The sequence below is a fragment of the Gemmatimonadota bacterium genome (assembly GCA_040882465.1).
Lineage (GTDB): Bacteria > Gemmatimonadota > Gemmatimonadetes > Longimicrobiales > Gaopeijiaceae > JBBEBG01.
Genome location: JBBEBG010000036.1, coordinates 50118 through 73268, shown reverse-complemented (window position 1 = coordinate 73268; position 23151 = coordinate 50118). Strand labels below are relative to the sequence as shown.

Below are 23151 nucleotides of genomic sequence, written 5' to 3'. Positions count from 1 at the left end.
GCGCATGGACCTCTGGCAGGACGTACGCTTCAGCTTCCGCCGTCTCTTCGCGGCACCCTGGTTCACTCTGGCCGCAGTGGCGGCTCTCGCGCTCGGGATCGGGGCGAACACTGCCGTCTTCACCTTCGTGAACGCAGTTCTCTTCCGCGGCCTCCCCTTCGAGGATGCCGACCGGATGATGGCTGTCTCGAGCCGGACCGCGCAGGGAGGAGAGATCGGGGTCTCGTACCTGGATTACCTGGACTTCAGGGACCAGAGCCGGTCGTTCGATTTCCTCAGCGGTCATTTGAATGCCTCCGTCAATCTCGCCGACGATGAGGCGGTCCCGGAACGGATCCAGGGCGCTTACGTGACGGGGAATTTTTTCCGGCAGCTGGGCGCGAGCCCCGTCCTCGGCCGGGACTTCCGGGACGACGACGATCTGCCCGGAGCCGAGCCCGTCGTGATGCTCGGGCACAGCGTGTGGGAGAACCGGTACGGTCGGGATCCGGGCGTTCTCGGACTCTCCGTCCGGGTCAACAGCCTTCTCGCGACGGTGGTCGGGGTCATGCCCCCCGGCATGCGGTTTCCCGACAACACCGACCTTTGGATCCCGCAGTCGAACCTCTCCGCTGCATCCGAAACGGACAACCGAGGGGTGCGCTCCTTCAATGTGCTCGGCACCCTCGCCGCGGGCGTGTCCATGGAACAGGCTCGCGATGAGCTCGCCGCGCTCGGAAGAGGCCTCGCGGAGACTTACCCGGACACCAACCGGGATATTCTTCCGGCAATCACATCCTTCGATGAAGAGGTGAACGGCGCGGAGATCCGGATCGTCTTTCTCTCCCTCCTCGGAGCCGTCGCCTTCGTCCTCCTCATCGCGTGTGCGAACGTGGCCGGGCTCCTCCTCGCCCGCTCGACCGAACGGACCCGGGAGATCGCCGTGCGGGTCTCCATGGGGGCCACCCGGTACCGGATCGTACGGCAGCTGCTCGTTGAAAGTCTCCTCCTCGCGCTCGCGGCCGGGGCCCTGGGGCTCGGCCTGTCGGTGGTGGGAATTCGGTGGTTCGACTCGGTCACGCAAAACGTCGGCAAGCCGTACTGGATGGAATTCACCATGGATCCCGTCGTCTTCGGTTACATGGCGGCGGTGTGCATCGCGACGGCGCTCCTCTTCGGCCTCGCACCCGCGCTCCACGTCTCGAAGACCGACGTGAACGAGGTCCTGAAGGAGGGGACTCGTGGAGGGAGCGGAGGGGTCCGGGTCCGCAGGTGGAGCAGCGCGCTGATCGTGGGGGAGCTCGTCATGACTGTAGTCCTCCTTTCGGGGGCCGCCTTCATGATCCGGAGCTTCATGAACATGTACCGCATGGATCTGGGAATCGACACCGCGGGACTCGTGACGATGGAGACTTACCTGCCGCTGACGCAGTATCCAGAGCTCGCTCCCCGGTGGGATGTCTATCGCGACTTCCTGGACCGACTGGCGGTCGCGCCGGAGTTGCAATCGGCGGCTCTGGTGAGCGCACTTCCATTGGGCGGTGGAGGCGGCTCCGGGGTGGAGGTGGATGGGCGACCCGTCGAGGAGGGAGTGACCCGCCCCTTCGTGACGGTGCTCTCGGCGAGTCAGAACTACTTCGATGTCCTGGGCGTCGCGGCCGCGCGCGGGAGGGCCTTTGCGGAGGCCGACGGATCGCTGGGCTCGGAGGTGGCGATCGTGAACGAGCGATTCGTGGAGCTGCACTTCCCGGAGGGAGATCCGCTCGGGCGGCAGATCCGGGTGGGATACGAAGGAGCCCCGGTCGCAGAAGCGCCCTGGCTCACCGTGGTCGGGGTGGTGCCCTCGATCCGGCAGCAAGCGGTTCAGGAGCTCGAGCCGGATCCGGTGGTGTACCTCCCGCTCCGATTCAACCCCGCTCGGACCGTATACTTTGTCGCACGGTCCCGCGGAGAGCTGCCGGCCGTGACCAGCCTGGTCCGCGAGAACATGCGGCTCGTGAATCCCGATCTTCCCTTCTTCAGCGTCCGTACGATGGATCAGGTCTTGGTCGAAGAGCGGTGGGAATTCCGGATTTTCGGGACGATGTTTTCGGTCTTGGCCGGGATGGCCCTCGTCCTTTCGGCGGTTGGGCTCTATTCGGTCACGGCACACTCGGTCAGCCAGCGGATTCGGGAATTCGGGATCCGGATCTCGCTCGGCGCCGAGCCCGGCCAGATCTCGATGCTGGCGCTCCGCAGGGTGCTGGTGCAGCTCGCGATCGGGCTCCCGCTGGGCCTCCTCGGGGGATTCGGGGCGGGGCTGATCCTGCGGAGCCTTCTCGTGCAGACGGGACCCACCGATCCCCTCCCGCTACTCGCGGTCGTGGTCGTGATGGGGACGGTCGCGGTCCTCGCCTGTCTCTGGCCCGCGCGCAGGGCCGCCCGACTCGACCCGGTGGCGGCGCTCCGAATCGAATAACGCGGAGGCAGCGCTCGGATTCGAGCAAACGGGGCGCGGCGTTCCGGATTGGCCCCGGACGTCCGCGCGCGGCCCCGTCCGCTTCCTTGCTCGTCCCCGTCTGTTTTCACATCATCCTGGCCATGCTTAATCGCCGTGGCGACCGTTCCGAGACTTCCACTCGACTCGTTCCCGCATGAGCCTCTGGTCCGAGCTTCGCCGCCGCCACGTCATCCGGGTCACCATCGTCTACGCCGTCGTCGGAGCGAGCGTGGCGCAGGCGGCGGCCGTGTTCTTGCCCGGCCTGGACCTCCCCGACTGGGCGCTGACGCTCGTCCTCGCACTGATCGTCCTCGGCTTCCCGATCGCCGTCATTCTCGCCTGGGCGTACGAGATCAGTCCCGATGGGATCGTCCGCACGCTGAAGCAAGGGGAGCCGGTCTCTTCGCCGTCGGGACGGGTGCCCGTCGGGCCACCGCCGTCTCTCAGCGCCCTCGAGGTGCGTCTCCCTCCGGCTGAGCCTGGACGGCGCTCGGAGCTCGGGGACCGGCGATCCGTGGCGGTTCTCCCCCTGGTCAACCTCTCACCCGACAAAGAGAACGAGTACTTCAGCGACGGAATGACCGACGACATCCTCACCGCGATCAGCTTCATCGAAGGACTCAAGGTCATTTCGCGTACCTCGATCATGCAGTACAAGGGGACCACGAAGCGCGTGGGGGAGATCGCACGGGAGCTGGGCGTCGGCACCGTCCTCGAAGGAAGCGTCCGCCGCGCCGCGGGGCGCGTGCGCATCGTCGTGCAGCTCATCGACGCACGCACCGACGAGCATCTCTGGGCCAAGACTTTCGATCGGGAGCTCGAGGATGTCTTCGCCGTACAGAGCGAAGTCGCCGAAAGCATCGCCTCCGCCCTGAAATGCCGGCTCACGCGCCAGGGATCGGCGCGGCTACAGTCCAATCCGACGGACAATCTCGAGGCCTATCAGCTCGTGCTGCGCGGCCGCGCCGAGTACCTCCAGTTCACCGAGGAACATGTTCGGCGCGGGATCGAGTATCTGCGTCGCGCCATCGCGCTCGATCCGAAGTACGCGCTGGCCCACGCCCACCTCGCGTCCGCCTCGTTCGCCCTTCCGTATTGGGCCCCCGTTTCGGCGGCGAGCGTGGAGGGATCCGCACGCGAAGCCATAGACCGCGCGCTCGCGCTCGATCCGGACATCCCGGATGCCTACATCGCGCGTGCGGTCTGGCGGGTTCATTTCGAGTGGGACTGGAGCGGCGCCGACGAGGATCTCGCCCGTGCGCTCCGCCTCAATCCGAATATGACCGACGCTTACCTCTTCAAGGCACTTTTCGGGGAATTTCGAGAGCAGCGGGAGGTTGCGGTCGAAGATGCGCGCAGGGCCTGGTCCCTCGACCCCCTCTCGATGTCCGCCCGCCATCGCCTGGGCGAGTGCCTGATGTGGGCGGGGAGAATGGAGGAGGCGCGCCAGATCCTTCAAGGAATGATTCAGGACGATCCGTCTTCTTTTTCGGCCCACATCAATCTCGCCTTCACCGCGCGCTTCGATGGAAATGTCGAGGGGGCCGTCGAACACTACGAACGGGCTGTCGCCGCCTACGACGTCCCGCTCGCCTGGATGGGAAAGGGGACCGCGCTCTGGAGACTCGGTCGGACCGCCGAGGCGAAACGGATCCTCGCGCAGCTCGAGGCTCGCGCGAAACGCGAATACGTGAGCCCGTACCTTCTCGGGCTCTATTATTACGTCATGGGAGAAGTCGAGCGGGCCTTCGATTTCTTCGAGGAGGGGGCCGAGATCAAAGACTTTCTCACCCTTTTTATCCGGCAGACTTCCGCGTTCCTCGGCTATCAGGACCACCCGCGTTATCTGGCCCTGGCGCACCGGATCTGGCCGGACGACTTCCCCGCCTGATTCCCAGGGAGGGGGCCCCTCGGATCGCCGGCGCCGTCGCGGTCCCCTGGACGCACGGGGAGGCCGGGGCGTAGCTTAGCCCCTGCAGTCCCGACCACCCGACGCCTTCACGGACGGATTCTCATGTCACGCATCTTTCGTCTAAGCGCTCTCCTCGGAGCGAGCGTGCTCCTCCTGGTATTCGGGATGAGCGACTCCGCGGAGGCGCACGTTTGCATGGTCTATCCGATGTCCCGTGTCGGCGATGGTTGCGTGGCGCGTTCCCCGCAAAAAATGGGGCCCTGCGGGATCAACGAACGCAGTGCGAACGTGAGCGAGTTCCGTCCCGGAGAGACGATCACCCTCGAGCTGAACGAGACCATCAATCACCCGAGCCACTACCGCGTCTCGTTCAACCCCGACGGGAACGAATTCCACGATCCGACCTCCATCGACGACAAGGCCGGCGCGCACCCCTTCGTCCTCCTGGATGGAATCGAGGACGCCGAGGAGGCGATGCAACAGCTTCAGGTGACCTTTCCGACCACGCCCTGCGAGAATTGCACCCTCCAGCTCATCCAGGTGATGTACGATAAGCAGGGGAATGGCTTCGGCGGCGCGAGCGGCGGGCCCAACGACAACGACGACATCTATTACTCGTGCGCAGACATCGTCCTCCGGGGCGAACCCATGACCGCCGAGGGCGAAACGCCCGGCGCCGAAGTCGCTCGGACCGCGTCGGGCGGAGGCGGGGGCTTCCCGCTTCCGATCTGGCCCGTGCTCGCCGTAGGCGTCCTGCTCGTTCTCGGCCGGCCGGGCCGGTCCTCCAAGGAGCGTTAGGCCGAGATCATGGTCAGGACAGATGCTGCGTTGGAGCTCATCCAGAGCCGCCGCCGCGCGCTCCAGGCGGTTGTCGGGAAGGCGCTCCAGACCCCCGGAGGGACACCCGAGGCGCCCCTCGCGCCCCACCGTCACGCGCACCTTCTCGAGGAGCTCCAGGAGCTCTATTGGAACGACCTCGAGTGGGAGAATGTCACCGAAGAGGAGCGGATGGAGGGCGGGTCCATTCCAGAGCTGACCTTCCCGGGAGTTCTCGCTTTGACGCGCGGTCTCCTTCTCACGGAAATCGCCGCTGACTCGCCAGGGGAGGCGCAGCCCCGCCCGGAGGTCGTGGATGATTTTCTCGCCTTTCTTGGGGAGCGGGTGCTCGAGCTCGAAGGTGCCGCGAGCGGCGAACCGGGCGAAGAGGGGGACCGTTCCGCCCTCGAGCTTCGAATGACCCAAGGCCTCCTCGACCGCGTGCTCATGGAGTATCACCACCTCTCCCCCGAGGACGTGGGGATGCTCGACGAGGCGTGAATCACATGTCAAGGAACCGCCGCTAGCGAGGGGTCGCCGTGATCCGAAGGCGGCGGTGATCGGGCCTCCCCGCCCCGGGCATCCCTATCTCGCAGGGAAGCCCCTTTTTTTCGCACACCGCGGTGGTGCGAAGCTCGCACCTGAAAACACCCTCGAAGCATTTCGAAGCGCGGTGGATCGCTGGGGGGCGGACATCCTCGAAATGGATGTGCGGCTCACCCGGGACGGAGAGATCGTCGTGATCCACGACGAAGCGGTGGACCGGACGACGGACGGATCGGGACCGGTCGCGAGCTTCACCCTCGCCGAGCTGGAGCGCCTCGACGCCGGCGCCCGCTTCCTCGACCTGAAGGGGCGGGCCTCCTTTCGGGGGTGCGGCGTCCGGGTGCCCCGATTCGAGGACGTCCTCGATGCCTTTCCGCGCACCCGCTTGAACGTGGACGCAAAGGATCCGGCGTCCCTCCCGCCCCTCCTCGCCCTCCTCCGCCGGCGCCGCGACCAGCACCGGGTCCTCCTCGCGGCGGTCGAAGAGGAGGGGAGGGCGGACCGGCACGGCTACGAAGGACCCACCTCGGCCACTCGCCGCCAGCTCCGCCTCTTCTACGTCTTCCACCGGTTTCCCGGGGGCGGACCCTACATTCCACCTGTGGACGCCCTGCAGATTCCCGACTGGTGGAAGGAGCGCCGGGTCACGAGCCTTCGGCTCCTTCGGGAAGCGCACCGCCGGAACATCGCCGTGCACGTCTGGACCGTGGATGACCCGGTCGTGATGCGCGAGCTTCTCGCCTGGGGCGTGGATGGGATCCAGACCGACCGCCCCGACCTCCTCGCGCGGGTCCTTCACCAGGAGACCGGGCGCCCCCTTCCGCCCGGGCACCTGGAGGAGGGCGGGGGCTCCCCATGATCCCCGGGCCAGGAGCTCAAGACGAAGGGCCGTCCGGGTCGCTCTCCGCGAGAATCGCGGAGCGTTGGCGCGCGAAAGGGTGGGGCGGGGAAGGAACGAGGGTCGTCATCGCTTGCTCCGGCGGGCTCGATTCACTCGTCCTTCTCCACCTCTTCCGCTTCGGCCTGGACGGGCTTGGCCTCGTCGTGCAGGCCGCCCACTTCGATCACCGGATGCGCGCGGAAAGCGAGGCGGACGCCGCCTGGCTCGGCGCCCTCGCCGAGAGCTGGGGAATTCGCCTCCATCTGGAACGCGCGACCCATTCCCCGCGCGACGAGTCCGCGGCCCGCGCGCTACGCTACGAGTTCCTCGAAGGCCTCATCCGTCATGGCGCGGCGGACCGAGTGCTCACCGCGCATCACGCGGACGACCAGGTGGAGACCGTCCTCTTCCGCATCCTTCGGGGGACCGGAATCGAGGGGCTGGCGGGGATTCCGGAAGAGAGGGCCCCGGGAATCCTCCGGCCCCTCCTTCCTTTCAGACGCGCCGAGCTCGAGGAGTACGCGCACTCCCATGCCATCGAGCCGCGCGAGGATTCGACGAACCTCTCCCCTCGCTTCGCGCGGAATCGGGTACGCCACACGCTCCTTCCCCTTCTGGAAGAGGTCCATCCAGGAGCTCGCGCCGGAATCCTTCGCCTCGCCCGCAACGCCGCAGAAGCGGCCGAGACCCTCGATACGCTCCTCGAGCCCCGTCTCGCCGCAATCGTCGAACCCCCCCGCGCCGAGGCCCCGGACCCCGACCACCTGGCGATCCGATCGGAGTCCGGGGGGACAGGGGTCGTGCTCGACCGGGAGCGTTTCCTGGCGGAGGAGGATGTGATCCAGAGCGCTCTCCTGAGAAAGCTGGCGCGCTCTTTCGGCTTCGCCCTCTCTCGGTCCGGAACCGCGGTTGCCCTACAGTTTATGAGGGAGGGTGCGAGCGGCGCCGGAGTCGCCGTCGAAGGAAAGCTGGACATCTCACGGGACTTTGGAGCGCTCCGGCTCGCCCCCCGGCCCGGTGGCAGCCCGGACGCAGGCGGACCCACCTCCACGGCTCCGGAGGAGTTGACGATCCCCTCGGATGCCCCGGGCGAGGGTCGGCTCGCCGTGGGCGGCGCGACCCTGGAGGTCTCCTGGGGGAGGGGTCCGGTGGAGGCGTTCCGGGAGTGGGAATACGTCGTCCTCGATCGCATGGCGCTCCACTATCCTCTGACCCTTCGTGGATGGCGGGACGGAGACCGCACGCGAACAAGGGGGGGAGGGAAAAAGCTGAAGAAGCTCTTCGGAGAGCTGAAGCTCACGCGGCGGGAGCGCTCGCGGATCGCAGTCCTCGCCGATGCCGCTGGAGACGTTCTCTGGATCCCGGGGCACCATCGGGCTCCGGGCTCGGTTCCTCCCGTCGCCGGGGGTCCGCAGGACCCCTTCCTCATCGGGGTGCGCGATGCGTACGAGCCCTGAGGCGGCCGGGTGGCCCGCGGCGGGAAGAAGCGGGGACCCCTCGCACGTCGTCTTCAGCGCGGAAGAAATCGCTGCGCGCGTCGGGGAGCTGGGCGCCGAAATCGGGCGCCACTATCAGGAATCGAGCGGGCTCCTGGTGTTGGGGCTACTGAAGGGGTCGTTTATATTTCTAGCGGATTTGGTACGGGCGCTCCGTCTCCCCCTCCAGGTGGATTTCTTCATTGCGTCGAGTTATGGCGCAAGCCGGGTTTCTTCGGGGAAGGTGAGGTTCCTTTACGAGCCTGAAGTGGATCTTCGGGGCCGCGATGTCTTGATCGTGGAAGACATTGTGGATAGTGGCGCCACCCTGGACCTCCTCATCCACACTCTGGAGGCGAAGGGACCTAAGAGCCTCGAGCTCTGCGCGCTTCTGCACAAGCGCGCGGTCACCGTGGTGAAAGAGCCGCGGTGGGTTGGATTCGAGGCGCCACCCCAATTCTTGGTGGGGTACGGGTTGGACTACGCGGAAGAATTCAGGCACCTTCCCTACATCGGGAGCCTGTGAGCGCGGTGCGCGGAGCGCCCGCGGGGGAGTGAAAGAGGCGAAAAAATGGCCCAACGCCAAATGAAACGGCCGAAAGACTCGGGAGAGCCGGGGTGGAACCGTCGCTCGAGGAACGCCGCGCTTTGGCTCCTCATCATCCTCCTTCCGATTCTGTTCATGCAGCTCATGCCCGGGCGGGATGAGCCGCGTTACGAGTTCAACTATTCCGAATTCCGCCAGGAGCTCGCCGAGGGAAACATCCACTCGGTCACCGTGATCGACCAGACGCGCGTCGAGGGCGCATTGCGGCGCCCCGTGGCTCGCGACGGACGCGATTACGAACTCTTCGTGACGAATCTCCTTGGTCCGATCACGGAGTCGCTCGAGGCGGAGCTGAGTGCGCAGGGCGTCATCGCCACTGGGGAGCCCGAGTCCACCCCCTGGTGGACCGTGCTCATCACCTTCGCCCCCTGGCTCCTCGTCATCTTCGTCTGGATCTGGCTCCTCCGCATGATGCAGGGGGGCGGGAACAAGGCGTTTCAGTTCGGACGATCGAAGGCGAAGCTGATCTCACCGGACACGCCGAAGGTCTCCTTCGCCGACGTCGCGGGAGCGGAGGAGGCGAAACACGAGCTCGAGGAGATCATCGAGTTCCTCAAGGACCCCCAGAAGTTCTCGCGCCTGGGTGGGCGCCTCCCCAAGGGGGTCCTTCTCGTCGGGCCGCCGGGGACGGGAAAAACCCTCCTCGCGAAGGCGGTCGCGGGCGAAGCGGGGCGCCCCTTCTTCCAGATGTCGGGCTCCGACTTCGTGGAGATGTTCGTCGGGGTCGGCGCTTCGCGTGTGCGCGACCTCTTCGAGCAGGGAAAGGCGCACGCGCCCTGCATCATCTTCATTGACGAAATCGATGCGGTCGGCCGGCACCGGGGCGCCGGGCTCGGTGGAGGGCACGACGAACGGGAGCAGACGCTCAACCAGCTCCTCGTCGAGATGGACGGCTTCGAGTCGAACGAAGGGGTGATCCTCCTCGCGGCGACGAACCGCCCGGACGTCCTCGACCCCGCCCTCCTTCGACCGGGACGGTTCGACCGGCAGGTCGTGGTGGACTCCCCCGACGTGCTGGGGCGCGAGCAGATTCTGGTCGTGCATGCCCGCAAGCTTCCCCTGGAAGACGACGTCGAGCTCTCCGTGATCGCGCGGGGGACCCCCGGTCTCTCCGGGGCCGACCTCGCGAACATCTGCAACGAGGCCGCCCTCCTCGCCGCGCGGCGGGATGGTGAGCGCGTCACCATGGAGGACTTCGAGACGGCGAAGGACAAGGTGATGCTCGGGACGGAGCGGCGGAGCCTGGTGCTCACGGAGAACGAACGAAAGCTGACCGCCTATCACGAGGCGGGTCACGCCGTTTTGGGTCTTCGAGTCCCTGGGCTCGATCCGATCCACAAGGTGACGATCGTCCCGCGCGGACGGGCCCTCGGCATCACGGCCTCGCTTCCCCAGGAGGACCGGCACTCCTACACGAAGGACTGGCTCGAAGGACAACTCGCCATGCTCTTCGGCGGGCGGGTCGCCGAGGAGATGATCTTCGGTGCGGAGAAGATCACGACGGGCGCCGGGAACGACATCGAGCGCGCGACCCAGATGGCGCGGCGGATGGTCACCCGCTTCGGGATGTCCGAGCTCGTGGGTCTCATGGCCGTCGGCGAGTCCGATCACGAGGTCTTCCTCGGCCGCGACATGACCCAGCGCCGCGAGGTCTCCGAGCACACCGCCCAGCTCGTGGACCAGGAGGTCAAGCGGACTCTCGACGAGGCGCACGACCGCGCGCGGCGCGTCCTCGAAGGGGAGCGCGACCTCCTCGAGGCGATTGCGCAGGCCCTTCTCGAGCGCGAGACGCTGAATCGCGAAGACGTGGAACTCCTGGCGCGGGGGAAGACGCTCCCTCCCCTTCCGGCCAGCACCATACCCATCGCCGTGGCGGCAACCGGCGCGGAGGCGACGGCACCGCTCAGCCCGAGAGGCGCTCGGCCCGCCATCCCCGAGCCCCCGCTCGCGGACGCGGGAGAGGAAGGGGAAGAGGAGGCTGGAGAGCCGGTTCCCGGAGAGGAAACACCCGTGTCCTCGCCCGTCGCGCGGATCACCCGCAGGGAACCGGATCCCGACACCGGGCGGGGATGACCGGTCCGGCGTGGCGTGTCCGGGGCGGTGTGATCCCCCTGGAGCACCCCGTCGTCATGGGGATCCTGAACGTCACGCCCGACTCTTTCTCGGATGGCGGGGAGCTCGACGAGCTCGACCGGCTCCTCTTCCGCGCCGACGCCATGGTGGAGGAGGGCGCCTCGATTCTCGATCTCGGCGGAGAGTCCACCCGCCCCGGGGCGCGAGTGGTTTCCGAGGAGGAGGAGCTCCGGCGCGTGGTTCCGATGGTGGCGGCCCTCGCGGCCCGCTTCGCGGTCCCGATCTCGGTGGACACTCGGAAAGCCCGCGTCGCGGACGAGGCGCTTTCGGCCGGGGCCGCGATCGTGAACGACGTCTCCGCCCTCTCCTTCGATCCGGCGATGACCCGGGTCGTCTCGGAGTCCGGAGCCGGGGTCGTCCTCATGCACATGCGCGGGACTCCCGAGGATATGAAGGAGCGTGCCCACTACGAGGACGTCGAAGGGGAGGTGGCCCGGGAGCTGGAAGTGGCCGCGAAGAAGGCCCTCCGCGGAGGGGTCACGCCCGAAGCGATCGTGCTCGATCCCGGGATCGGCTTCGCCAAGACGACCCCACAGAGCCTTCGCGTCCTCTCCCGACTTTCGCGGATCGCCGGACTCGGCTTCCCCGTCCTCGTGGGTCCGAGCCGGAAGAGCTTTCTCGGAGAGCTCCTGGGCCTTCCGCCACGGGAACGGGCCGTCGGGTCGGCGGCCGCCTGTGTGATGGCCTTCCTCCGGGGGGCGCGCATCTTCCGCGTTCACGACGTGGCCCCCACCTTCCAGGCGCTCCGTGTGGCAGAGGCGATCGCGGGGGCGGGTGACGGTGAAGACTGGACCGGGGCGTCCACGGGGGAACTGAGGGCGACGACGTGAATTTCGTCTGGGAGCAGGTGCGTCTTCTGACGCCGGGATGGACCGATCTCCTCGAGATCGTGGTCGTCGCCGCGCTCGTCTACCGCGTCCTCCTCCTCGTTCAGCGAACCCGGGCGATGCAGATGATCCTCGGGATGGGACTCCTGGCGGGCGTTTACTTCTTCGCCCGCATCCTCGAGTTCTCGCTGATCCGTTCGATCCTGGAAACCTTTTTCCAGTACGGCGCCATCGCGGCGCTCGTGGTCTTCCAGCCCGAGCTCCGTGCCGCCCTCGCCCGCCTCGGACAGAGCCGGATGTTCCGGATCTTCGTGAAGCTCGAGAGCCGAAAAGTGGTGGACGAGATCGTCGAGGCGGTGGAGCAGCTCTCCCGCACCAGCACTGGGGCGCTCATCGTTCTGGAAAACGAGGTGGGGCTCGACGAATACGCGCGGACGGGGAACGCCATCGAGGCCCGGGTGTCGCGGGAGATCCTGACGACGATCTTCACTCCGTTTTCGCCCCTGCACGATGGGGCGGTGATCATCCGGGGGGACACGATCAAGGCGGCTGGCGCGATCCTCCCTCTCGCCCAGCACCCCCTCCACGACCGCTCCCTCGGGACCCGGCATCGGGCGGCCCTCGGCCTCGCGGAAGAAACGGACGCGATCGTGATCGTGGTGAGTGAGGAGAGCGCCAAGATCTCGGTGGCCCAGGCCGGGCGGCTCGTCGTCGGGGTGGACATTCCGAAGCTTCGCGAGATGCTGCACGGGACGATGCCGGCCCCGGGCGGTGGCCTCGGGCTGGCTCCCGCGGCCCGCTGAGGAAAGCCCCGCCTGCCGGGCCGTTCCCGTGCGCCGTCGGGCGCGTTGACAGGCCCGGCGGCGGTTCCGTACATTGCCGCGTGTTCATCGTGGGGTCCGCAACGTGGCCGTTTCCGGCCGGTGGCGGGCTTGTGCCGCGAAACCATGAAAGGAGCGTCGTTTGGAAGGCTCGTCTTATACCCTTCTTTCGCTCTTCGCGGATGGCGGGCTGATGATGTACCCGCTCGTCCTTTGTTCCCTGATCGCGCTCGGGGTCATTTTTGCGAAGGCGTGGACTCTCTGGGTCGCCCACCGCGACACCGACAAGATCCTCGCCGAAACCCGTGAGCTGACCGAGGCCGGCCGGATCGACGAAGCGATCGTCCGTTGCACGGAAACCCCGGGGCCGACGGCGGCGATCCTCCTGGTCGGGCTCCGGCGTATCCGTGACGGCAAGGTCCGCGAGGACGAGTTGGAACAGGCGATTGACACCACGGGAACGATCGAGCTCGGCTTTCTCGAGCGCGGGCTCGTGATTCTTGCGACTGTCGCGAACGTGGCGCCCCTCATGGGTTTCCTCGGGACTGTCGTCGGAATGATCATGGCCTTCGCCGCGATCGAATCGGCCGGCTCCGTGGATCCCACGAACGTTGCGGGAGGGATCAAGGTGGCCCTTCTCACGACGGCCGCCGGGCTCGTCATCGCGATTCCCGTGAACATCGGCTACAACTTGTTCGTGACGCGGATCGACAAGCTCATCACGGACATGGAGAGGGGCACCCAGCAGGTGTTGAATCTCGTTTGGGATATGGAGAAGCGCGGTAAGGTGCAGACGACGGGCCGGAACTAGCTCGGGCGCTCGCCGGTACCACTAAGGTACGGTTCCCCAAGGAGCATTTTCGTGGCGATTCTGAACAAGAAGTCGAAGGTGAGCGACGAGATCCCGAGCGCGTCCATGGCGGACATCGCGTTCCTGCTTCTCGTCTTTTTCCTGGTGACCACGACTTTCCCCAAGGACAAGGGGCTGGCCGTGGTGCTTCCGGAGTCGGAGGTGGAGGTCGAGGTCTCGCAGCGCAACGTGCTCCACATCACGGTCCAGCCGGATGGGACGGTGCTTCTGCGGCGCGGCGAAAGCGAAAACATCTCGACGATCACCGCCCGCGAGGTGGAGCAGATCTGGCGGACCGAGGTCGCCCAGAACCCGAACCTCATCGCCGCCGTGAAGACACATCCGGATGCCGCTCACCGGTATATGATCGCGGTGCTCGACGCGCTCCAACTGGCGGGCGCCGAACGTGTCTCCCTCCAGATTCTAGAGGAGGGCTGATCCGATGCCGGTCAAAGGTGCAGGCTTTCAGAGGAAGTCGAAGGCGTCGGACGAGATTCCTTCGTCCTCGCTGGCGGACATCGCCTTCCTTCTCCTCATCTTCTTCATGGTGACGACCGTATTCCGGACCCAGGGAGACCGCCAGATCGAATGGCCCGCCGCCGTCGCCACGGAGCAGATTGACGAGAAGCGCGACAACATCTTGTACCTCTGGGTCGAGCGAAACGGCGACGTCTGGATCAACGACCGCCTCATCCCGATGCAGGATGTGGCGAACATGGTCCAGCCGCTCTGGCTGGATTCGGGGCAGAGGCTCCGAATTTCGCTCCGGGCCGACGCCTCGGTGCCGTATCGCTTCGTTGACCAGGTGCAGGAGCAACTCAAGCAGGCCGGTGCAGTGTACGTAGTGTTCGGTACCGATCTCGAACGCAGCATGACGAGGGAGAGACGATGAGCAAGGAAACCAGCAACTCGGCGGAGGACGTGGACCTCTACGAGACCGCGAACGACCGCTTCAAGAAGTCGTTTAGCTCCTGGTTCTGGAGCTCGATGGTGGTCGCGACCTTCGTGCACTTCGCGTTTCTCGCTTTTTTTCCGGATCTCCAAGCCTCCAACCTGAGCTTCACGATGGAGGAGCTGACGGCGATCGAGCTCCCGCCGGAGATCGAGATCCCACCGCCGCCCGAGCAAATTTCGCGTCCGGCGAGCCCGGTCGTGACGGACGCTCAGATTGACGACGATATCACGATTGCCCCGACGACCTTCGAGGACAATCCGATCTCGGACCTCCCTCCGCCCCCGACGCAGGGAACGGTGGACATCTCCAGCCAGCCGGTCTTCACCCCCTTCGAGGTGGCGCCCGAGCTCCGGAACGCGGCCGAGGTCCAGCGGATTCTCGAGCGGGAGTACCCGGCGATGTTGCGCGACGCCGGGGTCGGCGGAACCGTCGTCGTGCACTTCTTCATCAATGAGGAAGGGATCGTGCAGAACTCGCTGATCCATGAGAGCTCGGGGCAATCACAGCTCGACGACGCGGCCATGCGCGCCGCACTACAGTTCAGGTTTACGCCGGCGCTCAACCGGGAGACTCCGGTGCCGGTGTGGGTGTCCATTCCGGTCACCTTCCAGTCGAACTGACCAAGGCCCGGACGTCGTTCGGAAGCGCCCCGCCGGCCGCTCGTCGGTCGGCGGGGCTTCCTGCGTTCAGGGGATCGTCCCGGCGCGCGGCACAATCCCCTCCGACCGTTCCTTCTCCCGCCCGAACGCGGTAAGATCGTTGCCATGTACGGAACCCGACTCGAGGAGACTCTGCCCGAGGTCCGGGATCGGATCGCCGAGGCGGCCCGGCGGGCGGGACGCGACCCCTCGGAGGTCCGGATCATCGCGGTGACGAAGGAGCATCCTGGGGAGGCGATAGAGGCGCTTCTGGCCGCGGGGGTCCGCGACGTCGCCGAGAACCGGATCGAGCAGATCGAAGAGTGGGTGGTCCGCTTCGGCCGCAAGGCGGCCCGGTGGCACATGATCGGGCACCTCCAGAGGCGAAAGGCGCCCCAGGCCAGAGCTGTCGTGGACCTCCTTCACTCGGTGGATTCGGTCCGGCTCGCGGAGCGCCTCGAGGAGGTCGCGCCAAGGGACGGCGGCTCGCTCTCCGTCCTGGTGCAAGTGAACACCTCCGGCGAGGAGACGAAGGGGGGATTCGGTCCGGCGGACGCCCTCGACGGCCTCGAGCGGATCCTGGCGCTCGGGACTCTGCGGGTCGAAGGGCTCATGACGATGGCCCCGTATTACGCCGACGAGGCCCTCCTCCGGAAAACCTTCGGTACGCTTCGGGAGTTGCACGGACAAGCGCGGGCGCGTTTTCCCGCGTACGAAGGGAAGGAGCTTTCGATGGGGATGTCGAACGACTTCGAGGTGGCGGTCGAAGAGGGAAGCACGATGGTGCGCCTGGGCACGGTTCTTCTGGGGGGGTACCGCGGATGATTGACCTGACTCCGTTGGACATCAGGAAAAAAAAAGGGGACTTCGGTCGCGGGCTGAGGGGTTACGATCCCCAGGAGGTGGACACCTTCCTGGAGATGGTCGCGGACCGGCTCGAGGAGCTCGTGCGCGACAACCTCACCCTGCGGGAGCGGAGCGAACGGCTCGCCGCGCAGGTGCATGGGCAGGAAGGACGCGAAAAGGCCGTCCAGGAGGCCCTCGTCACGGCACAGGAGCTTCGCGGCGAGATCCACGATCAGGCCAGGCGCGAGGCGGAGCTGGCCCGGCGTGAAGCGGAGAACGCCGCCCAGGAAATCCGGAAGCGCGCGGAGGACGAGCTGAAAGAGGCGAAGGAGGAAGTGGAACGGACTCTCGAGGAGGGGCGCAGAGAGTTGCAGGAGCTGAATCGGACTCGGAACCGCTTCCTCAGGGCCTACCGCACCCTCCTCGAACGTGAGCTGGACGTCGTGGAGATCGAGGAGTCGAATCCTCCGGGCGGGGATCTCGGGGTCCAGTCCGAACCTCCCGCGCCCGCCGGGGGTGAGAGGCCCGAAGGCATCGGAGACGGGGAGTGGAAGGAGGATTGGTGAGCGCGGGGCCGTCCGGAACGGAGCTTTTGGCCCCCTTCCGGGAGGCGCACGACGAAATTCGGAAGCGCACCTCCCTCACGCCGAAGGCGCTGGTGATCCTCGGCACCGGGCTCGGCGAGATGGCGCACGCGATCGAGGCCGAAGCGGTGATCCCATACAGCGAGATCCCGCACTTCCCCGAGTCGACGGTTGAAACTCATGCCGGTCAGCTCGTCCTGGGCCGGTTGGACGGAGTCCCGATCGCGGCCATGCAGGGGCGGCTGCACCGCTACGAGGGGTACACCCTTCAGGAGGTGACCTTCCCCCTCCGGGTGCTCCGGCTTCTCGGCGCGGAAGTTCTCGTGATCTCGGGGCTCTGTGGGGGGCTCGATCCCCGAATGTCTCTCGGGGACCTGGTCCTCCTGGACGATCAGATCAATCTGATGGGGGACACTCCCCTCGTGGGGCCGAACCTCGACGATCTGGGACCCCGATTCCCCGACATGTCGGAGCCCTTCGATCGGGCGCTCCAGGCGGTCGCCCTCGACGCCGCGGGAGCGCGCGGGTTCCGGCTCGGGCGGGGGATCTACGCGGCCGTCGTGGGGCCGAACCTGGAGACCCGCGCCGAATACAGGATGCTACGGACCGTCGGGGCGGACGTCGTCGGGATGTCCACGGTCCCCGAAGTCATCGTCGCCCGCCACATGGGAATGCGCGTCCTCGGGATCATGATCGTAACCGACCTCTGCCACCCCGACGCCCTCGAGCCCGTGGACATTCCCACGATCATTCGGGTGGCCGGCGAGGCCGAACCCAAACTTTCCGCCCTCATTCGCGACGTCGTGAGGCACCTCTGAAGCGCAATTCGAGTTATCCGGAAGCCCCCGCCTCCGTCCTCGCACTCGAGGAGGAGGTTCTCGGACGGTGGCGGGAGGAAGACCTCTTCCGCCGCACCCTCGACGCGACCGCCGCGGGCGAGCCTTTCGTCTTCTACGAGGGCCCGCCCACCGCGAACGGCCGCCCGGGTCTTCACCACATCATCTCGCGCACGATCAAGGATCTCGTTTGCCGCTATCAGGCGATGCGCGGTCGGAGCGTCACCCGGATCGCCGGGTGGGATACGCATGGGCTCCCCGTCGAGATCGAGGCCGAACGAAAGCTGGGGATCTCCGGAAAACCCGACATCGAAAAGCTGGGGATCGCGCGTTTCAACGAGGTCTGCCTCGAGTCCGTCTTCACCTACAAGGAGGAGTGGGAGAGGCTCTCGGAGCGGATCGGGTACTGGCTCGACTACTCGCGCCCCTATGTGACCTGCCACACCGAATACATCGAGTCGGTCTGGTGGATCCTGAAGGAGCTCGCGGGGAAGGGGCTCCTCTACCGCGGGCAAAAGTCCGTCCCCTATTGCCCGCGCTGCGGCACGGCGCTTTCCTCCCACGAAGTCGCGCAGGGGTACAAGGATATCGAGGATCCGTCGCTTTATTTTCTCTGCGATTGGCTGGACGACGGCGGCGCCCCGGACGCGGAGCGGCGGGCCTTCCTCGTCTGGACGACGACTCCCTGGACCGTCCCTTCGAACACGGCACTCGCTGTCCGGGGAGAGCTGACGTACGCGGAGGTCGCCTGGAAGGGACGCCGTCTCGTCCTCGCGGAGGCGCGCGTCCCGGCGCTTTTCGGGGAAGGCGCCGAGATCGTCCGGCGGTATTCCGGAACGGAGCTCGTGGGGCGCCGCTATCGCCGGCCCCTCGACCTCGTGCCTCTCACGGCCGAAGAAGCCGCCCTCGGCTGGCGGGTCGTGGAGGAGGACTTCGTCTCCGCCGACGACGGATCGGGGGTCGTCCATATGGCCCCCGCTTTCGGCGCGGACGATTACGCGTCCGGCCAGCGCCATGGATTTCCGCTCCTTCGCCCCGTGGACGACCGTGGACGCTTCCGCGAGGAGATCCCCCTCGTTGGCGGGGTCTTCGTGAAGGATGCGGATCCGGCGCTCCTGGAGGAGCTCGAAAGACGCGGCGTCCTCTTCCGCGTTGGAAAGGTGACGCACTCCTATCCGCATTGCTGGCGGTGCGAGTCGCCTCTCATCTACATGGCGCGCGACTCCTGGTTTGCCGCGACCTCGAGCCTCAAGGGGAAGATGCTCCAGAACAACGGCCAGATCGGGTGGCATCCGCCCGAGGTCGGGGAAGGGCGCTTCGGAGAATGGCTCGCGAATAATGTGGACTGGGCCCTGTCCCGCGACCGCTTCTGGGGGACGCCACTTCCGGTGTGGGGGTGTGACCAGGACCCCACCCACGCCGAATGGATCGGGTCGCTGGCGGAAATCGAAGCCCGCGCCGGCCCGCTCCCGGAAGGGTTCGATCCGCACCGCCCGTACATAGACGAAGTCACCTGGGGGTGCGCGGCCTGCGGTGGCACGATGCGCCGCGATCCCTCCGTCCTCGACGTCTGGTTCGATTCCGGTGCGATGCCTTACGCGCAGTGGCACTGGCCGCACGAAAACGACGCGGAGTTCCGGGCCCACTTCCCGGCCGACTTCATTTGCGAGGCGCTCGATCAGACGCGCGGGTGGTTTTATTCGCTTCTCGCGATCGGGACGATGCTCGACATGGGCCCGGCCTACCGGAACGTGATCGTGAACGGGCTCATCCTCGACGCCGAAGGGCAGAAGATGTCCAAGTCGCGGGGGAACACGGTGGACCCGTGGGACGCGGTCGCGCAGTTCGGTGCGGATCCGCTTCGCTGGTACTTCATCACCGCTTCGAATCCCTGGGTGCCGAAACGGTACGATCCGGAAGGGGTGCGGGAGGCGGCGCGGCGCTTCTTCGACACCGTGCTGAACAGCTATCGGTTTTTCGCGCTCTACGGAAATGCGGACGGTTGGGCGCCCGGCGACGAAGACCCGGCGGCGGCCGAGCGGAGCGTCCTCGATCGGTGGCTCCTTTCCCGGCTCGAGGCCACGGTCGCGGGGGTCGGAGCGGAGCTCGACGGTTACCAGCTTACCCGGGCGTACCGGCTCGTGGCCGACTTCGTGGACGAGGACCTCTCGAACTGGTTCGTGCGGCGGTCCCGCCCCCGCTTCTGGGGGAACACCGATTCGCGGGACTCGCGCGCCGCTTTCCGCACCCTTTGGGAGGCGCTTCTCACGGTGGCGCGCCTCACGGGGCCGGTCATTCCGTTCTTTTCCGATTGGCTGCACCGGGCCCTCGACGGGGGAAGCTCCGCGCACCTCGCCCCTTTTCCGCGCCCCGAATCCGGCCGGCGCGATACGGCTCTCGAGGAGGAGATGGATGCCGTGCGGCGACTCGTTTCCCTGGGGCGGGCGGCTCGCGAAGAAGTGCGCATTCGCGTCCGCCAGCCGCTCCGGACCGTTCATGCGGTCCATCCCGGTCCCCGCCGTCCCCGCGCCGAGCTCCTGGCGCTCCTCAAGGACGAGCTGAACGTGAAAGAAGTCCGATTCCTCGACTCGGCGGAGGATCTCGTCCGGCTCGTCGCGCGCCCCAACTTCCGCGCCCTGGGGCCCCGCTTCCAGAAGGGAAGCGAAGCCGCGGCCTCCGCGCTCCGCGCCCTCGGGCAGGACGAGCTGCTGCGGATCCGCTCGGGGGAAGGCGCTGCGATCGCCTTCGGCGGTGAGTCCGTTCCCGTGGATCCCGCCTGGCTCGAGATCGTCGAGGAGGCCGCCGGCGACCTGGTCGTGAAGTCCGAGGAGGGATTCACCGCGGCGCTCGACCCCTCTCTCGACGCGGAGCTCCGGACGGAGGGAATGGCCCGCGAGCTGGTGAACCGGATCCAGCGGCTCCGGAAGGACGCGGGGCTCGAGATCACCGACCGAATCAGGATCGGGGTGCAGGGTTCCGACGAGGTCCGCGATGCCGTGCGAAGCTTTCGCGACTTCATCGCCCGCGAAACGCTCGCGCTGGAAGTCAGCGGCGGGAGCGACGAAGGTGGTGGAGACTACGAGACCGTTCGGGAGGATGAAATAGATGGAGCCCCCGTTCGGCTGGCGCTGAGTCGGGCGGGGTAGCGGTGGCCCGGCGGGTCCTCGTCGTGGAAGAGGAAGGCGACGGGAACCGGCTCGACGCTTGGCTGGCTCCCCGGCTGGAGCTCTCCCGCACTCGTGTCGCCCAGCTCGTGGACGAGGGGAGTGTTCTCCTCAATGGCGAGGTTCCGCGGAAGTCGGAGACCCTCGCCGGTGGGGATCGGATCGAGGTCGAGGTTCCCCCGCCGCGTCCCTCGGAAGTCCTTCCCGAGGACCTCCCCCTCGACGTCGTCTTCGAAGATCCCCATCTCCTCGTCGTGAACAAGGCGGCGGGGATGGTGGTGCACCCGGCGCCCGGACACCCGACCGGGACGCTCGTGAATGCCCTCCTCCACCACGTGAAGGACCTCGGCGGCATCGGGGGGACGCTCCGTCCCGGGCTCGTGCATCGCCTGGATCGGGACACTTCCGGGCTCCTCGTGGTGGCGAAAGACGAGGCTACGCACCAGGCGCTGTCCCTGGCCCTGAAGGAGCGGAAGGTCCGCCGACTGTACCTCGCGGCGGCGTGGGGACATCTTTCAGAAACACATGTGCGGGTAGATGCCGCCATCGGACGGGACCCGCGGGAACGGCGCCGGATGGCGGTGGTTCCGGAAGGGCGGCGGGCGGTGACCCGGGTCAGGGTGCGCGAGCGGTGGCGCGCGGCGGAGCTCCTGGACGTGGGGCTGGAGACCGGGCGGACCCACCAGATTCGTGTCCACCTGGCGTACCTGGGCCATCCGGTGGTGGGCGACACCACGTACGGCGCCGGCTGGGAGAAGGGGATGGGCGGCCCGGACACCCTCTGGGCTCGGGAGCTGGCGCGGAAGGTGCCCCGCCAGTTCCTCCATGCGGCCCGGCTGGCGTTCGTGCACCCGATGACGGGGGAAAGCCTCAAGTTTCAGGCGCCCCTCCCCTCCGACCTGGAGGCGGTGGCCCAATGGGCCCGGGAGGTCGCATGACGAATGAAAAAATTCTGAACGCCGACCCACGCATGACCTTCGACACCTTCGTCGTCGGCCCCGCGAACCGGCTGGCCTCCGCGGCGGCGCGGCGCGCGGCGGAGTCGCCCGGGACGAGCTTCAATCCGCTTTTCCTCTATGCGGCGTCCGGGCTCGGGAAGTCGCACATCCTGTCCGCGATCGCCCATCATTCGGCCCGCGTTCACCCCGAGAACGCGGTCGCGTATCAGACACTCGAGGGGTATCTCGACGAGCTCACCCTGGCGCTCGAGAAAGGCGGTCAGGCGGCGATGCGGGACCGCTATGCGGATCTCATCGTCCTCCTTCTCGACGACGTGCAGTTTCTGACGGGGCAGAGGCAGGCCCAGGAGATTCTTCTCCGCACCCTCGACGGCCTGACAGGGAGGGGAGCGCAGGTCGTCCTCGCCTCGGACCGTCCCCCCGCCGAGATCAACGGGCTCGACGCTCGTCTCCTCTCGCGCTTTTCGGGGGGCCTCATCGTGGACATGGGCTCGCCGGACTACGAGACCCGGGTCGCGATCCTCCAGCGGAAGGCCGGGGAGCGTGGGTCCCGGCTCGCCGAGGGGACAGCCGAGGCGATGGCGCGTTTCCCCTTCCGAAACGTCCGGGAGCTCCAGGGGGCGCTGAACCGGGTGCTCGCGATCCAAGACATGGAGGGACGACCTGTCTCGAGCGAGGAGATCCCCGTCATCCTCACCGAGGCGGACGACTCGGACCAGGGGGCGCTCCCCGAAGAGTCGCCTGCGGCCGCGGCTACCCTCCCACCCGAAGTGGGCGAGCCCCGATGGAGAACGGAGATCCGCGCCACCGTCCGGGCGGCCGAGGCCGAGGGGTTCGAGGCGAACCGCATCGCGAAGCTCCTGGAACGGGCGGACGAGCCGGCCGACTGGGGGGACGCGCTGGAGCGCTTCCGGGCGGCCCTCCGGCGGGCGGGCGAAATCTCCTCGGAGCTCCAGACGCTGGGAAACCCCTGGCCCGAGGCGGCCACGACCCTGCTGCGCGATCCCGACCGGCTCGAGGAGGCCGAACATCTTCTCTTCTCCGCGCGGGAGCGGGCCCGCCCATTCGCACCTCTCCCGGACGGTCCTCGCCTGAACGAGCTCGGGCCCTCGTATCCCGCACTCGCGGTCGGCGCCGCGGACCGGATTCTCAAGGGAGAACGGCCGGACTACAGCCCCCTCTATCTCCACTCGCGCGAAGCGGAGCGGGCCCGCCGTTTCGTGGAAGCGGTCGGGCGCACGCACGTCGAGCGGAATCCATCGGGGCGGGTTGGACTGACCTCGGTCAAAGAGTTCTCCCAGGACTTCATCCGCGCGATCTCCGAGGGGGTGGCGGGGGCGTGGCGCGAGCGGTGGTGGTCGGTGGACGTCCTCCTTTTGCACGGGGTGGAAGATCTTTCCGCCACGGAGCGCGCGCAGGAGGAGTTCTTCCATCTCTTCGAGGCGTTGACTCGCCGTTCCGCCTGGATCTTCCTCGCGTCAGACCGGCCGCCGACCAAGATCGCGAAGGTCGAGGAGCGGCTCCGGTCCCGCTTCGAAGGGGGACTGGTGGTGGAGCTCGGCAAGGGGGGCGCAGCTGCGCCGACGGTGGCGGCCGCGCCGAAACCTACGACTGAGGTGAAGGGGAAGGGGAGCGAGGAAAAAGCGAAGACGGCTTCGCCGCAGAGCGCTCCGCCATCCGGGAAGGAACCGGAAGCCGCGGCCGCCGTGGCGCCCGCCGGAGCCGGGGCGGGCGGGGATGGAGGTTCCGATCCCTGGTTTCCGCCGCCGGACAAGGTCGTTTGGACCTGGCCGGTCCGGGAGGACCGGATCGTGGAAGGGGCCGACTGAGATGACGCGGCTCCC

General features: G+C 67.2%; 20 protein-coding genes. All 20 read left to right on the top strand.

Features of this window, described 5'->3' with window-relative positions:
* The first annotated feature begins 4 nt into the window (after nucleotides 1–4).
* Nucleotides 5–2437, top strand: a complete 2433-nt coding sequence (locus WEG36_13255; GenBank protein MEX1258576.1) for an ABC transporter permease — start codon at nucleotides 5–7, stop codon at nucleotides 2435–2437.
* 175 nt (nucleotides 2438–2612) lie between these two features.
* Nucleotides 2613–4349, top strand: coding sequence for a tetratricopeptide repeat protein (locus WEG36_13250; GenBank protein ID MEX1258575.1), 1737 nt, complete (start codon nucleotides 2613–2615; stop codon nucleotides 4347–4349).
* A gap of 123 nt (nucleotides 4350–4472) precedes the next feature.
* Entirely contained in the window at nucleotides 4473–5168 is a 696-nt protein-coding gene (locus WEG36_13245; GenBank protein MEX1258574.1) for an SCE4755 family polysaccharide monooxygenase-like protein, read from the top strand.
* Between the two features lie 9 nt (nucleotides 5169–5177).
* Nucleotides 5178–5687, top strand: coding sequence for a hypothetical protein (locus tag WEG36_13240; GenBank protein MEX1258573.1), 510 nt, complete (start codon nucleotides 5178–5180; stop codon nucleotides 5685–5687).
* 55 nt (nucleotides 5688–5742) lie between these two features.
* Nucleotides 5743–6591 carry a glycerophosphodiester phosphodiesterase gene (locus WEG36_13235; GenBank protein MEX1258572.1) on the top strand — a complete coding sequence of 283 codons (849 nt, stop codon included), beginning with the start codon at nucleotides 5743–5745 and terminating at the stop codon, nucleotides 6589–6591.
* A complete protein-coding gene (tilS, locus tag WEG36_13230) occupies nucleotides 6588–8069 on the top strand; it encodes a tRNA lysidine(34) synthetase TilS (GenBank protein MEX1258571.1) in 1482 nt (493 codons plus the stop codon). The genes WEG36_13235 and tilS overlap by 4 nt, the downstream gene beginning before the upstream one ends.
* Nucleotides 8053–8613: a hypoxanthine phosphoribosyltransferase gene (gene hpt / locus WEG36_13225; protein ID MEX1258570.1), complete on the top strand. Its 561-nt coding sequence runs from the start codon at nucleotides 8053–8055 to the stop codon at nucleotides 8611–8613. Before tilS ends, hpt begins: the two co-directional genes overlap by 17 nt.
* Nucleotides 8614–8658: 45 nt before the next feature.
* The gene (gene ftsH / locus WEG36_13220) at nucleotides 8659–10767 is read left to right on the top strand and encodes an ATP-dependent zinc metalloprotease FtsH (protein MEX1258569.1); all 2109 of its coding nucleotides are present in this window, start codon (nucleotides 8659–8661) and stop codon (nucleotides 10765–10767) included.
* The gene (gene folP / locus WEG36_13215; protein ID MEX1258568.1) at nucleotides 10764–11657 is read left to right on the top strand and encodes a dihydropteroate synthase; all 894 of its coding nucleotides are present in this window, start codon (nucleotides 10764–10766) and stop codon (nucleotides 11655–11657) included. Before ftsH ends, folP begins: the two co-directional genes overlap by 4 nt.
* Nucleotides 11654–12457 carry a diadenylate cyclase CdaA gene (gene cdaA, locus WEG36_13210; protein ID MEX1258567.1) on the top strand — a complete coding sequence of 268 codons (804 nt, stop codon included), beginning with the start codon at nucleotides 11654–11656 and terminating at the stop codon, nucleotides 12455–12457. Before folP ends, cdaA begins: the two co-directional genes overlap by 4 nt.
* Nucleotides 12458–12617: 160 nt before the next feature.
* Entirely contained in the window at nucleotides 12618–13286 is a 669-nt protein-coding gene (locus tag WEG36_13205) for a MotA/TolQ/ExbB proton channel family protein (GenBank protein MEX1258566.1), read from the top strand.
* A 51-nt stretch (nucleotides 13287–13337) separates the two neighbouring features.
* Nucleotides 13338–13763, top strand: a complete 426-nt coding sequence (locus tag WEG36_13200) for a biopolymer transporter ExbD (protein MEX1258565.1) — start codon at nucleotides 13338–13340, stop codon at nucleotides 13761–13763.
* 4 nt (nucleotides 13764–13767) lie between these two features.
* On the top strand, nucleotides 13768–14217 hold the full coding sequence (locus WEG36_13195) for a biopolymer transporter ExbD (GenBank protein ID MEX1258564.1): 450 nt from the start codon (nucleotides 13768–13770) through the stop codon (nucleotides 14215–14217).
* Nucleotides 14214–14900, top strand: a complete 687-nt coding sequence (locus WEG36_13190) for an energy transducer TonB (GenBank protein ID MEX1258563.1) — start codon at nucleotides 14214–14216, stop codon at nucleotides 14898–14900. The genes WEG36_13195 and WEG36_13190 overlap by 4 nt, the downstream gene beginning before the upstream one ends.
* 144 nt (nucleotides 14901–15044) lie before the next feature.
* Nucleotides 15045–15743: a YggS family pyridoxal phosphate-dependent enzyme gene (locus WEG36_13185; GenBank protein MEX1258562.1), complete on the top strand. Its 699-nt coding sequence runs from the start codon at nucleotides 15045–15047 to the stop codon at nucleotides 15741–15743.
* Nucleotides 15740–16330, top strand: coding sequence for a DivIVA domain-containing protein (locus WEG36_13180; GenBank protein MEX1258561.1), 591 nt, complete (start codon nucleotides 15740–15742; stop codon nucleotides 16328–16330). Before WEG36_13185 ends, WEG36_13180 begins: the two co-directional genes overlap by 4 nt.
* The gene (locus WEG36_13175) at nucleotides 16327–17166 is read left to right on the top strand and encodes a purine-nucleoside phosphorylase (GenBank protein ID MEX1258560.1); all 840 of its coding nucleotides are present in this window, start codon (nucleotides 16327–16329) and stop codon (nucleotides 17164–17166) included. Before WEG36_13180 ends, WEG36_13175 begins: the two co-directional genes overlap by 4 nt.
* On the top strand, nucleotides 17055–20330 hold the full coding sequence (gene ileS / locus WEG36_13170; protein ID MEX1258559.1) for an isoleucine--tRNA ligase: 3276 nt from the start codon (nucleotides 17055–17057) through the stop codon (nucleotides 20328–20330). The genes WEG36_13175 and ileS overlap by 112 nt, the downstream gene beginning before the upstream one ends.
* A gap of 2 nt (nucleotides 20331–20332) precedes the next feature.
* Nucleotides 20333–21286: an RluA family pseudouridine synthase gene (locus tag WEG36_13165; protein ID MEX1258558.1), complete on the top strand. Its 954-nt coding sequence runs from the start codon at nucleotides 20333–20335 to the stop codon at nucleotides 21284–21286.
* Nucleotides 21283–23136, top strand: a complete 1854-nt coding sequence (locus WEG36_13160; GenBank protein MEX1258557.1) for a DnaA/Hda family protein — start codon at nucleotides 21283–21285, stop codon at nucleotides 23134–23136. The genes WEG36_13165 and WEG36_13160 overlap by 4 nt, the downstream gene beginning before the upstream one ends.
* Nucleotides 23137–23151 lie beyond the last annotated feature (15 nt).